General features: G+C 48.0%; 13 protein-coding genes and 1 other annotated feature (1 of these 14 only partly in view). Of the genes, 7 read left to right on the top strand and 6 right to left on the bottom strand.

Annotation, left to right across the window (positions count from 1 at the left end):
• The first annotated feature begins 10 nt into the window (after positions 1-10).
• From KNO75_RS01130 to KNO75_RS01120, 3 genes are read left to right on the top strand one after another with little or no spacing between them, the layout of a single operon-like run.
• Positions 11-466, top strand: coding sequence for a prepilin-type N-terminal cleavage/methylation domain-containing protein (locus tag KNO75_RS01130; protein WP_214760535.1), 456 nt, complete (start codon positions 11-13; stop codon positions 464-466).
• Complete coding sequence (locus tag KNO75_RS01125) at positions 414-977, top strand: prepilin-type N-terminal cleavage/methylation domain-containing protein (protein WP_214760533.1); 564 nt, start codon at positions 414-416, stop codon at positions 975-977. The genes KNO75_RS01130 and KNO75_RS01125 overlap by 53 nt, the downstream gene beginning before the upstream one ends.
• A 17-nt stretch (positions 978-994) precedes the next feature.
• Positions 995-2,650, top strand: coding sequence for a hypothetical protein (locus tag KNO75_RS01120; RefSeq protein WP_214819401.1), 1,656 nt, complete (start codon positions 995-997; stop codon positions 2,648-2,650).
• 41 nt (positions 2,651-2,691) lie between these two features.
• Here the strand turns inward: KNO75_RS01120 and KNO75_RS01115 are convergent, their stop codons facing one another.
• The 3 genes from KNO75_RS01115 to KNO75_RS01105 all read right to left on the bottom strand — a co-directional run bounded on the left by KNO75_RS01115 (position 2,692) and on the right by KNO75_RS01105 (position 8,422).
• Positions 2,692-3,333 (bottom strand): ankyrin repeat domain-containing protein, encoded by a 642-nt coding sequence (locus KNO75_RS01115; RefSeq protein WP_214819399.1) that lies wholly within the window; start codon positions 3,331-3,333, stop codon positions 2,692-2,694.
• 26 nt (positions 3,334-3,359) lie between these two features.
• Positions 3,360-7,127, bottom strand: a complete 3,768-nt coding sequence (locus tag KNO75_RS01110) for a DUF5057 domain-containing protein (protein ID WP_214819397.1) — start codon at positions 7,125-7,127, stop codon at positions 3,360-3,362.
• Positions 7,128-7,219: 92 nt separating this feature from the next.
• Entirely contained in the window at positions 7,220-8,422 is a 1,203-nt protein-coding gene (locus tag KNO75_RS01105) for a bifunctional folylpolyglutamate synthase/dihydrofolate synthase (RefSeq protein WP_214819395.1), read from the bottom strand.
• A gap of 109 nt (positions 8,423-8,531) precedes the next feature.
• On the opposite strand from KNO75_RS01105, the gene KNO75_RS01100 reads away from it, so the two are divergent.
• From KNO75_RS01100 to KNO75_RS01085, 4 genes are all read left to right on the top strand, one after another.
• On the top strand, positions 8,532-9,968 hold the full coding sequence (locus KNO75_RS01100; protein WP_214819393.1) for a protein adenylyltransferase SelO: 1,437 nt from the start codon (positions 8,532-8,534) through the stop codon (positions 9,966-9,968).
• 90 nt (positions 9,969-10,058) lie between these two features.
• Positions 10,059-10,235, top strand: a complete 177-nt coding sequence (locus KNO75_RS01095) for a hypothetical protein (protein WP_158024788.1) — start codon at positions 10,059-10,061, stop codon at positions 10,233-10,235.
• Entirely contained in the window at positions 10,232-10,426 is a 195-nt protein-coding gene (locus KNO75_RS01090; protein WP_214819390.1) for a hypothetical protein, read from the top strand. The genes KNO75_RS01095 and KNO75_RS01090 overlap by 4 nt, the downstream gene beginning before the upstream one ends.
• Positions 10,423-10,599 (top strand): hypothetical protein, encoded by a 177-nt coding sequence (locus KNO75_RS01085; RefSeq protein ID WP_214819388.1) that lies wholly within the window; start codon positions 10,423-10,425, stop codon positions 10,597-10,599. The genes KNO75_RS01090 and KNO75_RS01085 overlap by 4 nt, the downstream gene beginning before the upstream one ends.
• 16 nt (positions 10,600-10,615) lie before the next feature.
• On the opposite strand, the gene KNO75_RS01080 is transcribed toward KNO75_RS01085, so the two are convergent.
• The 3 genes from KNO75_RS01080 to KNO75_RS01070 all read right to left on the bottom strand — a co-directional run bounded on the left by KNO75_RS01080 (position 10,616) and on the right by KNO75_RS01070 (position 14,955).
• The gene (locus KNO75_RS01080) at positions 10,616-11,371 is read right to left on the bottom strand and encodes a hypothetical protein (protein WP_214819386.1); all 756 of its coding nucleotides are present in this window, start codon (positions 11,369-11,371) and stop codon (positions 10,616-10,618) included.
• Between the two features lie 82 nt (positions 11,372-11,453).
• Positions 11,454-12,209, bottom strand: coding sequence for a hypothetical protein (locus tag KNO75_RS01075; RefSeq protein WP_214819384.1), 756 nt, complete (start codon positions 12,207-12,209; stop codon positions 11,454-11,456).
• A 94-nt stretch (positions 12,210-12,303) separates the two neighbouring features.
• Entirely contained in the window at positions 12,304-14,955 is a 2,652-nt protein-coding gene (locus KNO75_RS01070; protein WP_214819382.1) for a valine--tRNA ligase, read from the bottom strand.
• 57 nt (positions 14,956-15,012) lie between these two features.
• Positions 15,013-15,088, bottom strand: a binding site (T-box leader) (it continues 147 nt past the right edge of the window).

The raw sequence follows: 15,088 nt of genomic DNA, 5'->3' as shown, positions 1-15,088 counted from the left end.
GGTCAACGTTTTGTCGCATAACGAAAAAGGTTTTACGCTCGTCGAAGTACTCGTCTCCATCGTCGTTCTCTCGATTGTCTCATTTTCCCTACTTACCATTTTCACTCAAAGTCTGAAGACGACCCATGACAGTCTCAATCAAACGATTGCCAACCAAGTGGCTCAAAACACCTTACATACGTTGAACCGCCGGGCCGCAACGATCGAGCAACCGCTCGAATTACGCCAATTGCTGAATCGGGACGGGATCAGTTCGACATGCGATTTTTGTGAAGACACACGGATTCATGGGGATACGTACGTCGCAGCGATTCAATCGTTGTCTACCGTACCCGGGCACACAATCGAGGTCGAAATCTCGGTGACGACCGACCGGCTTCAAACGCCTGTCACCTTGAAAGGAGTCATATCGAATGCGACATTACGCGAACCGTTCCCTGAGACGGCTGTACCGACAACTGACTGATCAAACAAAACGTGAAGACGGCTTCACGCTCGTCGAGTTGCTCGTCACGGTCGTCGTCGCATCGATTTTAAGCGGGGTCATCATCACGGCCTTCATTACGGGAACGCTCGGCTTTCAGATGACAAACGAAACGAGTGAACTTCGGAGTGAGGCGGATTATTTGATCGCATCGGTCCTCTCTGACGTGAACCGGACCGAATTTGATGCGGTGACGGAGGTCGACGGGACATTCCAGTTTCATCGCTTGTCCGCACCTGGTATCTCCGATGCCGGAATGATTTACAGAGAGGCCGGATACGTCCCGAGCGAGTTGGTGCTGTCACCCGATTCATTCACTCCGTCTAATCCCCAAATCATTGTGGAACGGATGACCATTGAATTGAAGGACCCTATCTTTGACCCAAGACGCCCGACATATATGACTGGAGGGTTGATTGAAATCGAGATGGACTTGAGTCAGACGAATGACCCAGATTCGGTGACCACGTTCGAAAGTTCGATCCCATTTTAAGGAAAGGAGGTATCTTGATGCGAAAACGTGAAGACGGTTACGTCCTCGTGCTTGTGCTCGTAACGATGGCAGCCCTGGCTGTTTTGTCGCTCGCTGCTATGCAAGTCAACCTTGCGACGAACAAACTGACGGTCATTCGGACAGAAGACACACAACTGAATGAAGACGCGAAAAGTGCGCTTCGACTCATTGCCGATGAGGTTCGGACCCAGTTCCCGCTTCATGGCGATATGGAGGTCCCGGCTCATATGGAATCCGAAACAGCTTTTATAAGCAAAGTACAATCGCTTCTTGTCAGCGATGAACCGTTCACGGCGTTGACGACAGATAGCGCGGTCCGCTACTCGATTGAACTGAAGCGAGATGCAACCGATACCGCCGTGCAGACGGCACCGTTCACCACCATCCTGCAAGTGAACGTCACGGCGTCCCGACAAGTAAACCCGGAGCAACCCGAACTTTCGGTCGAATATACTCAAGACCTCTATTTGACGGCACTCCCGTCCTTCCTGTATTACGTACTCGGGTCTGACGAACAGTTGGACGTGAACGGGATGCCGACGGTCAAAGGAAATCTGTATTCAAACGGACCGCTCACATTCATAAGAGATGCGAATTATCAACTTGGTCCCGAGCGACTTACGATTCAAAACTTGGACTCTAGTTTGTTCCATTTAGATGGTCGGATTGATTTATCCGATCAAGGAAGTTGTGCAAGTTGCCAACAGGAGAACTATTTCACCGCCGGAGACGAGCGAGCTGGCGAGATGGCCGATGTAGGAGTCTCACCAAGTAGTTTCTCACCGTTCCAATATGACTATTCGATCATCGAGTTTTTGAACCGACGTCTCGATACGCCGCTCGCGTATACAGCTAACGTTCAATCAAAAATCTTTGAAGAAGGTTTAATTGCCTCGACCGAGGAAGTGTTCGAGCTCGAACGAATTTTATCGGAAGATGGCGCATCGATTATCGAGCGACCGACGCCATACTTGAATGCAGATGCGTTCAACCGTTTATCGGAGCCGACCATCTTAACACGACCTGATCTCATCCTCGACCGTCCCATGTACGTCACCGAGTCCATCACGGAATCAAATGCGCCTCTCTTGTTTGACGGGAACGTCGTGATTGAATCGATTGACAAACTGACAATCGAACGACCATTGATTGTCAGAGGTAACTTGACGATTCGAGGGAACGTATCGTTTAACTCGACGGTGTATGCACTCGGCGATACGTTCATCGACCGTGCCAACATTCTTCCCATTGATGCAGCGAAAGGGAACTCACTCATCCTCTTATCGAAGGGTAAGATTTTATTGAATCGGATCAACGAATTTGATGATACACCGACGACACTCCAAGCGTTCATGTACAGTGATTCTGTGGAAGAAACGAAGGTCTACGCAGTCGGTTCGATTCTAGAAATCAACGGGGGGCTCTACAGTAAAGGGCCACTTGAAGTGAACGTCTTCCGCGGGAAATTTGTAGATGCAGAAGGATTAAGTCCTCAAGAATATTTCGACAATCTGAATCATTTCCCCTCACAAGGTGCTGAAGAGTCGAGATTAAAGTTGACGTATAACGATGCCGTGTTCAATCAGCTCGAAACGCTACCGGTCACGAACCAGCTCCAGTTCTTTGTCAGTCATCCTGTTCAATTGAACTAAAAAAATCGGCTTCCTCTCATTTCGAGAAGAAGCCGATTTTTTTAGTTCCCCATTTTCAGAATGAGGTCTGAATTGTAGTCTTTAGCCGTTTGTTCCATCGTCTTTGTCCATCTTGCACCGTTGTCGAGGAGGAGTTTGGTCAACTCGACTTGGTTATGGCGTACCGGCTGCATTAAAACGGTCTCGGGATCGACGATTGTATAGCCTTCGTCCAGAAGGTGTGTGACCGCCTCGAGATTTAACGAGTCGACGGCGATTCCGAGCATCCGCTCATCCTCGACATAACGCATAGCCAACTCCCATTGCTCACGACTTCCATTTTCACTGAACAATGGAGTGATGATCGGCATTCCATTCACTTCTTCGAACGGATCAAGTTCTTGTTGAAAATAAGCCTCAATCACGTCTAACGGAGCAAGGGTCACTGCTGTTGCAAACTGTTCGGATGTAGGCGTTACTTTCTGATCTTGTAGGACGAGTCGGACCGCATCCCACTCTTCCCTCGTTTGTAAATCCGTCAACTCCGCTTCCGTAACGGAGGAGCGTTGATCGAGTTCTTTTAATAAGGAATCACCAGATAACTGTGAGATCTCCGGCTGGGATTGACTCCAATATAGGAGCCCCCCCACCCCACAAACGAGAACCAATCCGATGATTCCAATCAAGATACGCTTGCGATTCATGCATTCGCCAACTTTCTGTCATTCACTTAATAACGGTCATCATCCTGTCCTTCTGCGTCCGTTTGGATGATGCGTACATAAAAGGTATCTTTGACTGCTTCGAACGCTTTTCCTGCCGGAAGCGTCGTGTACACCTCTACTTTGGCCACTCCTGGTTTTACAGGAATCAGCTCTTTTCCTGAGCCACTGACTTGGACGTACTCTTCACCAGATACAATCTCCATTCGATAATCACGCCACGTCGAAGTTGTTGGCCAGTACTCAAGTAGTGGGGAGCGCGGCGCCTTCCCTTCACCGATATTGATGGTCATATCTTTTGACATGAGTTGGTTCGGATATTCATTCACACGAACGATTGAAAGATTGGAACGAATGTTACGCAACACATCGTCATCAAACGTTGTTTGTAACGGGATGTCCGTAACGACCCCATTGTTCCCATATCCATGATTGGCGCGTAATTGATACCCTGTCGCGCTTTGCGTCACTGTCAATGCAGACGGGACTGTACTGACTTGCTTAAATGGAATGGATACAATCGGTGACGAAGTGACTTGAATCGTTCCGACTTCATTCACTCGTTTTTCTTCGTCCAGACTATCCCACACCCATAAGTCGATTTGGTTTGGCGTCTGACTCAACGACGGCGCAACGACGTTGACAGTAAAGACGGTACTTGGTGGAGAAATCGTCACCCCGCCGAAGAAATCACCGACATCGACAGTGGCTTTGAACTTGGTCATACCTGGTTTTAGTCCAACGATTTTTAAACTATTTCCCTCTTGTTCAAAACGTACACTTTCACCTGACTCGACGACATAACGAATCGATTTGTATTGTGCCGTCACCGGCATCACGTTTGGCGTGACCGTAGTCGTTTGACCGACATATAGCTCCTTCGATTGAATTGTGAGTTGTTCTGGAGGACTGATGACCTTCAGGTTCGACTTCGCCACTACGAGCGGTTTCCCATCTCCTGGGTCAATTGTCAATCTCAACGTTGCACTGCCTGTTTTCAGACCGGTCACAGTCGCATTATTCCCTTGAGAAGCTAGTTTGGCAATCCCATTAGCATCAACGATTTCCCATTTCAAACTTTTCCATTTAGGGCTCGAATAAGCCTCTCCATTTGAATCGGTGATCGTTGGACTGATTACTTGTTGAGCACCAATTTGGAGAGTAACGTCCGGTATCGTTGCCCCGTAAGCGTAAGGGGATCCGATGTTGATCAGTAAGTCCGCGAACGAGGATTGGATCGTTTGTTCTTTATCCCATTCGTTGTGCTTATCTAAAATATGACCCTGCTTCTTCGAATATTCGATGAGCGTCGACAACTGATTATCTTCCTTTTTCAGGTGAATGAGCGAAGACGATGACTCGATGGCTCGAACGACCACTTCAAACTGAATCGTTCGATCACCACTCTCCTCTGGTAGAAGGATGTTGGTGTTCCCTTTACGTTCGTAATACAAATTCGGATGTAACTCTAGGTTGATTTCATTTGAGTTCGAGATTGGATATTCCTTCCCATTCGCATCTCGAATCGCCACGACTTCCAGTTGTTTCGGCAACTTTTCAGTGAAGGTCGTCGAATCAATTCTTAAGAATTTGTCGCCTTTTTGATTCTTTGATCGATCAAATTGTTCTGGGTATTGAACCTGATATTTAATCGTTCCCGTCTCATACAAATTGATTGTCGACGGATCAATCGAACGGGATACTTGAATCAAGTCTGATACGTTCTCTGCACGCTTCACATCAATCGTAAACGTATCGATCACTTTCGCATTCCGTTGATCGGATGTCTCAATTTTCACTTCAATCGGTCGGTCCGCGACAACGTCTGCCGCAGGAATCGTAAACTCTTTTACTTCGTAGTTTCGTAAGTCTTCAAATGCGACCGACTTCCCATTATACGTAATAGTCGATTTCAAGAATAAATCCTGGAAATCGTAGTCACTCGGGCGCCACATCAATTTAATGTCTTGTCCCGCCGTCACTTCCATCGCTCCCCCTTTTATGTCGGAAGAGGTATAGGAGTTGATTGAATCGCTGACAGACTCGATGACGTTGTACGGTTTATGGTTGGCACCGATAAAGGCACGATACATCGTGTTAATAAAGATTTTTTTCTCATCTTCAACCGAAAACTGATTGGTGTGACCCGCTCCTGAATAGGTGAAGTTGTTTTTTGTGTACGTATAGTAATGGTTGTTGGCATCTCCATAAGATCGATCCTTACTCGAATTATCCGAAGACAAGTTATACCAAGGCGTAACTTCAGGGTCGTTTAAATCGAGCGTGAAATATTGGTTATGCGTTTGAGAGATACTCTTAGGCGCATCGTTCAACGCATATGGATAAGATGTAAAAATACCATCCTGTACCTTTTCAATCACTCTCGTTAGTTGTGGTGCTTGATAGCCTATGTTCGTATAGATTTTTTGCCCGGAAATATTTTTAGCGGGATCTGAATTCACAAATTGACGCTCCCATTCCGAAGTGGCCGAATTCCCACCACCAGAACGATAAATGGTATCATGCGTCAACATGACGCCCTGACCCGTTTCAGAAAACGTTTTGACTTTAGACGTTGCCGCGACGTTCATACTTCCATTGTTGTTGTACGAGTCCTCGAAGCCAAAAATCAACATGTCATACTCGTTCGCATTCAATTGCTGATTGAATACGCCTTTTTGAAAATCACTCGTCGTTCCATTGTTCAATGTAAATTGATACTGTCCATTGCTATCCTTCAGCATACTAGACAAATAGTCAGAAATCTTACCTTTAGTCGCTGTTCCTGCGGTCAACTGCAAAATATTAGCTTCGACCTTTTTGTCGATATAAAGGAACGTTCCTTTTTTATAATCTTTACGCCCCGTCACCGTGTCTTTAGCGACAATCATCCAATTTTTCGGTCCGGTGTACGTCGGTCGAGATAACGAAAATTCGAGCTGCCCTGTTGAACTTGCGACCACTTCTCTTACTTTATCTTCAGCTTCAAAGCGATCATTGTGATTAAAATCAATATACAACTCAACGATTGTACTTGATGTTGGGGGAGCGACTAATTGATAGTTGAATTGAAGCGGTTGACGCACTTCATTCTTAATCTCAATCGTTTGATTCACAAGCGGTTTTTGATTGTAGGCCACTTCGACATTGGATAACAACGGACGGATACTCGGTTGGTTTGATAATTCCTGAACCAGCGCTTGATCCGTTTCGAATTGTTTTACGTTCGCGTACTCTTTAAATGTGGTCAATTGCTTCACATGTTCTCCACCGAACGATACATCATTATGAAGAAAGACAGGTAACCCGGTCTTTACATAAAAGTCAGTTATTTCTCTAAGCTTCAAATCAGTTAAGTCGTTAAAAACCAATGTGGTATTGTGAGCCGTTGAACGACTATTCTTATCTTTGCCTTTTAGACTATTTACTTCCTTCAAATTATCTTGGTATTTTTGTTGATCTTCGAGAGGACTACTGGCCAATACAATGGCATCATAAGCTCCATCCATCGGAAAACGCGCTGCATTAAATTGTTTGACCGTCATAAATTCAATCTCTAAGTTCGCTAGCGTACTTTGTCCGGTCGCTAACGTTTTTTTGTAATTTTCGACTGCCGTATTAAATGCGTTTTGAGATACAATATTGCTTGCTGAATAAGCGTCTCTTAAGAAGAGTACTTTATATTTAGGTGAATCTTTTGCCTCTACAGAATGTTCTCGAGGGACGAACGAAAGTAGTAAAATGAAGATAATGGCAACATGCATAAATTTACGCAATGTATGGTCCTCCCTATTTTTAGTCTTCACTACTAATTATCCCACCCACTTGAAAAAATATACATCTATTTCTTTGACATCAGGTAAGTGTTTTAGCTTAAGAAACGTCTTACTTCACTAATGAAATAAAGAGAGCCGGTCACAATCAACGTCTTACTCGTCGGCGCTTCCATCCAATCGTTTAGCCATTCTTTCCATTCAACGAAGCGTGCCCCATCTTTTATAAGCTGCTCTCTCGTTCTCGCACGCGGAAAGTCGAACGTCGTCTCGTACACGTCGCCAATCTCTTGAAGCGCGTGAATCATCGTGTCTCGGTCCTTGTCTGCTAAAATCGCCGTCAGCACGGTCACATCTGTCTCTTGTTTAGCTTGCACAACCAACGCCTCGATGCCTTCCTGGTTATGCGCCCCGTCCAAAATCACCCGTGGTCGTTTGGAGACGAGTTCATAGCGACCTGGATGTTGTGCCCTCTCAAGACCAGAACGAATCGCATCTTCTTCCCAGCCGAGATGACGCGCTACCGCTACGGCACATGCTCCGTTATAGGCTTGATGATGGCCCGTCAATCCGAGCACGACAGGTGTCATACCTTCATACGTCACAATCGTCTCAGCCCCGTCCTCGATTTCTGTCACAAGTGTTCGTACATCATGAATCGAAGCGCCTACGTCTTCTCCTTTTTGAAGCAACAGTTCAATCAACTTTTCCTCACCGACACTATGAAACATCGGCACATCGGGCTTCATGATGCCGAATTTCTCAAGCGCAATCTCTTCAAGCGTATCGCCGAGAATTCCTTGATGGTCATGTCCAATCGACGTCACGACGGTCGCAAGGGGATGTGTCAACACGTTCGTCGAGTCCAGTCGTCCCCCGAGACCGACTTCCCAAATGATCACATCAGGACGTGTGTCATCAAAATAGCACCAGGCCATCATCGTCAAGAGCTCAAATTCCGTCAATGTCTCCGGTGCCGTGTCCGCACACGTTTTGACTCGATTTGCCACGTCGACGAGCGCGTCTTCTTGAATCGGTTCCCCGTTCAACATAATCCGTTCCTCGAACTGAATGATATAAGGCGACGTGAACGTTCCGACGGATAATCCATTCTCCATCGCCATCGCCCGTAAAAATGCAACGGTCGACCCTTTTCCGTTTGTCCCTGCCACATGAATGGATGGACGTTCTTCTAATCCTAACTGCTCAATCATCCAGTTCATCCGCTCAAGACCCGGTTTGATCCCGAAGCGAAGCTGTCCACTCAACCAATCGAATACATCTTGTCTCGTCTTCATCTTCCACACTCCTACTGTTTACACTTCTGTTTCATCTTATCAAAATTCACGACAGCCGTTATGGAAAACAGTCTGTGCTATACTCGAAGCGAAGAAGGAGGCATGCGCCATGACAACTGACTGGAACTTCGAGGCGACGTACCTCGAACTACGTGACATCTTTTACGACCGTGGACCCATCCATCCGGTCGACAATCCGACACTCGTCTTGTTTAACGATACATTAGCCGCTTCGCTCGGGCTTAATGCACAAACACTTAAACAAGACATCGAATTACTTGCCGGCAATCGTCAAACCGAGACGTCGTTCTCGCAAGCCTACGCCGGACATCAATTCGGCAACTTGACGATGCTCGGAGACGGACGGGCCCTCATGCTCGGGGAACACGTGACTCAAGACGGGAAGCGTGTCGATGTACAGCTCAAAGGTTCCGGACCGACGGAATACTCGAGAGGTGGTGACGGTCGGGCCGCACTCGGTCCCATGGTACGAGAGTTCATCATCAGCGAGGCGATGCATGCTCTCGGCATCCCGACGAACCGTGCACTCGCTGTCATTCAGACTGGAGAAGCCATCATGCGTCAAGGTCCAAAGCACGGAGCCATCCTGACCCGGGTCGCCTCGAGTCACTTGCGTGTCGGGACGTTCCAATTCGCGGCAGGTGCCGGCTCCATCGATGACGTCATCGCGCTCGCGGAATTTGCGATCAAACGTCACGACCCACACCTCATCGATGCACCCGATCGCTACGAACAGTTCCTCGGACGCGTCGTCGAAAGACAGGCGAGACTCATCGCTAACTGGCAACTCGTCGGGTTCATTCACGGCGTGATGAATACGGACAATATGTTCATCAGTGGAGAAGGTCTCGATTACGGACCGTGTGCGTTCATGGATACGTATCATCCGGAGACGGTCTTCAGTTCGATCGACCGGGAAGGACGATACGCTTACGGAAATCAACCGTACATCGGGTCTTGGAACCTTGCCCGACTCGCGGAGACATTGCTGCCGCTCCTTGGGGAGACGAAAGAAGAAGCAGTCGATGTGGCGAACAAACAGCTCACCCGCTATACGGAGCTATATAAAGAAGCCTACTTTACCGGACTCGCGCATAAGATCGGCATATACGTCCGAAAAGACGGTGACGATGCACTCACCGATGAACTGCTCCGCTTAATGATGGAGACAGAAGCAGATTATACGAATACGTTCCGCTCGTTGACGCTCGGTGAGATCGATTCGCTCCCATTCGCAACTCGGGAAGACGGGAAGTCATGGATTGATGCTTGGCGAAAACGCCTGAGCGAACAAGGCCTCCCTGATGAAGATGTGCGTCGAATCATGCGCCAATACAACCCGGCCGTCATTCCACGTAATCATCACGTCGAGAAAGCAATCCAAGCAGCAGAACGAGGCGACTTCGGACCGACCGAGGCGCTACTCACGATTTTGCGTGACCCTTATAACTACGACCAACCGTCCGAGTACGTATCGGCAGGTCCAACTCGGACGTATCCGTACCAAACGTTTTGTGGCACATGAACCATTTCGCATTCGCGAGATGGTTTTTTTTGAATCATTTTCCAATCTTCTAACGTAGGATAAGGTATTACAAAATGGAGGTACTTATATATGCGCTTACTCACCTCACTCGTCTCATTAGGATTTGCCTGTTTACTCGCACTCGAACTTTGGCAAGCCCCATACTTAAGCAATATCGTCTGGGCGATGCCCGTCTTTTTCTTGAGCGTGTCGTTCGTCCAGTACATGAAACATCTGAATGAGTCGGAATGGAGTGACACAAAATGAAAAAACTGATCCCATTGATGATCCTCATCACCGCTTCAGCATCATATGTCGTGTATAGTCTATATTTAACTTTAGTCGGTCAACCGATTCAGCCAGAGTTGACCGGTGTGGCAATCGGTCTTCTTTTCACTTCTTCATACTACATCACAACAGGCCGTGTGCCGTTTTGGAGTGAAGAAGAAGAGGCATGAGACATATCTATATCGCATTCTTAGTTATTGGTGTGACTCTATATTCCACGTATATCGTCCACCTGTTTCGAATCGGTTTCACGACCCCACTGTATACTCAACTCCCGATGTTATTGGTGATTGGAATCATCGTCTGGTGGCTCGTACAAACAAGGCCCGAACGTCGCTCTTGACGCTCGGACCTTGATATTATTCTGAATCCCGAAAAGGAAACGATCCTGATGAAGGTTCCGGTAAAGAATCAGCTAGTGTCAACAACTCTTCTTCCGAGATATTTCCCGTTACGATGATCAGCTTACCTTGAGATAAGTAATATAAGCCGTTCCCATATGCTTGCTCCAGTATGTATGGTTTTGGCTGATCCGACATCTCTCCTTCGATTTCAGTGAAATCGTCCGTCTCAATGATACTGATGAGGTGTGTCTCATCGTATAACGTCCAAAGCTTCACCGGCCAATCGTTAACTGAATAGTCAGAGCTGATGACTTCCATCTCTTTGACTGGAAGATTTAATCCCTGAGTAGACGCACTGGACGTATCGGGTACCCCGAAGCGTTGCATCCCGCGTTGCGCCCATCCCTTCTTTTCATCATGAATGAATACGCCAAACGGGTTCGCACGGTCAGGGACGGTCATCGCAACTAAACCGATTCCTCCGACCATCGTCTCCGTTAAAATGTGATCCTTCGACAACTGTTTTGTTGAGCCATCTTCATATTGAAGAGTGATTTGTGCCACGACCGCGTCCGAGACCGTTTCTGTCCCTGGTGGTACTTCGGCAATCATCGTCCCTGTCACTTCTGCGTTGGGAAATTGTGATTCATCGATTCCTTCCACTTGCTCTACTTTTTCCACCTCAACCGTCTCCACAAACTTCGTCTCTTTTGGTGCCATACATCCCGCTAGTCCCAACACAAGAACACAGATTACCCCGATTCGTTTCATTTCATATCCCCTCTACAATGATTCCTAATGTTTACTTTCTCCAAAGCATCGATCCAACATCTCTTTTGTACATGAAGAATCTTTATTCTGCATCATCAAAAGGAAACGACACAGATGAAGGTTCCGGTAAAGAATCAGCTAGTGTCAACAGTTCTTCTTCCAAGATGTTTCCCGTCACGAGAATTAGTTTGTCTTGACTGATGAAGTAGATTCCATTGCCGCTCGGCTGATTCAATCGATAATACTCCACTCCATCCGCCTGACGATTGATTCGCTCACCGTCGCCTACACTGAATGCATCAGTCATCAAAATGGTGACCAGTTGCGACTCATCATAGAACGACCACAGTTTTACCGGTCGTTCTACGTCATCGATTTCACTATCAATCGTATACATCAAATCTTGAGGAAGCACCAAACCGTGGCTTCTTTTTTCGGAAGCATCAGTGATCCCAAAATGCTTCATCCCATGCATGACCCATTCCCCGTCCCATGAATAGTGATAGACGCCGAAAGAAGGCGTTTGGTTTGGATGAGCCATCGCAATCAATCCAATGTCTCCAACTGTCGCCTCATAGATGACATCCTTTGTGGAAAGGTGATCTTCCGATCCATCTTTATATTGAAGCGTGATTTGATGAACTACCGCATCTGCCAACGATTCGGTCCCTTTTGGTACGTCTTCAATGAGCGTGCCCACCCATTCACTCGTGGGTGCTTGGGACCCTTCACTCGTTTCAATTTTCTCTATATCTGTTTCGACCGACTCCGCCTTTTCCGGGGGCGAACACCCGGTCAAACATAATAATAGAACACCTAATACCCCGATTCGTTTCATCTTGTATCCCCTTTTCTACATCTATCTCTCCAAATTCTACCAAAACACAAAAAAACCTTCTTCAGAGAATTAATCTCCAAAGAAGGTCCATGTCTTACTTACGCAACTCTTCCAAACGGGCGCGGACCGCGTCACGCTTGTCGAGGTAGTCTTTTTCTTTTGCTTTCTCTTCGTCGATGACGTGAGCCGGTGCCTTGGCGATGAAACCTTGGTTTCCGAGTTTCTTCTGTACGCGCTCGACTTCTTTCTCATACTTCGCTACTTCTTTTTCAAGACGCGCGATTTCTTCTTCGAAGTTGATGAGGTCTGCGAGCGGGATGAAGAGCTCCGCTCCTGTCATGATCGCTGACATCGACTTATCCGGAGCCGTGAGGCCACGTCCGATTTCAAGCTCTGTCGCGTTCGTGAACTTGCCGATCGTCATTTCGTTCGCGCTCAAGTAACCTTGTGTCGCATCGTCGCTCGTCGAGATGAAGAGCTGGATTGGTTTCGACATCGGTGCGTTCACTTCGGCACGGATGTTACGAACCGAGCGGATGACGTTCATCACAGCTTCAAACGCTGGAACCGAATCGGCGAAGTGAAGGTCGTCACGACGCGTCGGGTAGCTTGCACGAACGATTGAATCGCCTTCGTGCGGCAAGTGCTGCCAAATTTCTTCTGTAAGGAACGGCATGAACGGGTGCATGAGACGCATGATCGAATCAAGCGTATGCGCGAGGACCGAACGTGTCGTGTGCTTCGCTGCTTCGTCCTCACCATAGAGCGTGAGTTTCGCCATCTCGATGTACCAGTTACAGAACTCTTCCCAGATGAAGTTGTACAGGTAACGGCCAGCTTCACCGAACTCGTACTTGTCGACGAGGCGTGTCACTTGGTCGATCGTATCGTTCAAGCGTGTCAAGATCCACTTGTCAGCAAGCGTCTTCTCGCCCGTGAGGTCGATCTCTTCCACTTTGAGTCCATCCATGTTCATGAGAGCGAAACGGCTCGCGTTCCAAATCTTGTTCGAGAAATTCCATGTCGACTCGATCTTCTCCCAATAGAAACGAAGGTCGTTCCCTGGTGTCGAACCTGTGAGGAGGAACCAACGGAGTGAATCCGCTCCGTACTGGTCGATGACTTCCATAGGGTCAACGCCGTTACCGAGTGATTTCGACATCTTGCGTCCTTCCGAGTCACGGATGAGACCATGGATGAGAACATCGTTGAACGGTTGTTTCCCTGTGAACTCGAGTGATTGGAAGATCATGCGCGATACCCAGAAGAAGATGATGTCGTATCCCGTAACGAGTGCGCTCGTCGGGAAGTAACGGTTGAAGTCCGATGCGTCCGTATCCGGCCAGCCCATCGTTGAGAACGGCCAAAGCGCTGACGAGAACCATGTGTCGAGGACGTCTTCGTCTTGTGTCCAGTTCTCACTGTCCGCTGGTGCTTCTTTTCCTACATACACTTCACCCGTCTCGTTATGATACCAAGCTGGGATGCGGTGGCCCCACCAAAGTTGACGGCTGATACACCAGTCGCGGATGTTCTCCATCCAACGGAGGTATGTGCCTTCGAAGCGTTCTGGGACGAAGTTGACTTTCGTGTCGTCGTTTCCTTGTGCTTCGAGTGCCGCTTTTGAGAGTGGCTCCATATCAACGAACCATTGTTTCGAAAGGTATGGCTCGATGACTGCGCCTGAACGCTCTGAGTGACCGACCGAGTGCGTGTGCGGCTCAATCTTCACGAGTGTGCCGTCCGCCTCTAAGTCTTTGACGAGTTGCTTGCGGCATTCGAAGCGGTCAAGCCCTTCGTACTTGCCAGCGTTCTCATTCATCTTTCCGCCTTCGTCCATGACGAGGATACGTGGAAGTTCGTGACGGTTACCGATTTCAAAGTCGTTCGGGTCGTGGGCTGGCGTGATTTTCACGCAACCTGTACCGAACTCCATGTCGACGTAGTCGTCCGCAACGATTGGGATCTCACGGTTCATGACCGGAAGCATGATCGTCTTACCGATGAGGTGTGTGTAACGCTCATCTTTCGGGTTGACGGCAACCGCCGTATCCCCGAGCATCGTCTCAGGACGTGTCGTCGCGATTTCGATGTGACCTGAGCCGTCAGCGAGTGGATACTTCATGTGATAGAACGCACCCTCGACTTCTTGGTAAATAACCTCGATATCCGAAACGGCTGTCTTTTGAGCCGGGTCCCAGTTGACGATATATTCGCCACGGTAAATCAAGCCTTTTTCATACAAGCGAACGAATACTTCTTGAACGGCTTTTGAGAGCCCTTCGTCGAGTGTGAAGCGTTCACGTGAATAGTCGAGGCCAAGACCGAGTTTAGACCATTGGTCGCGAATCGTCTTCGCGTACTCGTCTTTCCATTCCCACGTCTTCTCGAGGAATTTCTCACGTCCGAGGTCGTAACGCATGACGCCTTCTTCACGGAGCTTTTGTTCAACTTTCGCTTGTGTCGCAATGCCGGCATGGTCCATCCCTGGGAGCCAGAGCACGTCATAACCTTGCATGCGCTTGAGGCGTGTCAACAAGTCTTGGAGCGTCGTGTCCCAAGCGTGACCGAGGTGAAGTTTCCCCGTAACGTTCGGTGGCGGGATGACGATTGTGTACGGTTGTTTCGAATCGTCCTCATCTGCTTTAAATACATCGTTTTCTAACCAGTAGTCGTACCATTTTGACTCCGTCGCACTTGGGTCGTACTTCGTCGGCATGGTGATTTCGTTTGTCTCATGGGCCATATGTGGCGCCTCCTCTATATCTTAATGAACACAAAAACGGCTTCTCTCGTCCTATACGCTAAGGACGAAAGAAGCCGTGATCTTCCGCGGTACCACCTTAGTTCGCCAACAAGTGGCGCACTCAAAATCGAAT

The sequence above is a fragment of the Exiguobacterium sp. s35 genome (assembly GCF_018617535.1).
Lineage (GTDB): Bacteria > Bacillota > Bacilli > Exiguobacteriales > Exiguobacteriaceae > Exiguobacterium > Exiguobacterium aestuarii.
This window is presented reverse-complemented; position numbering and strand designations above follow the sequence as displayed.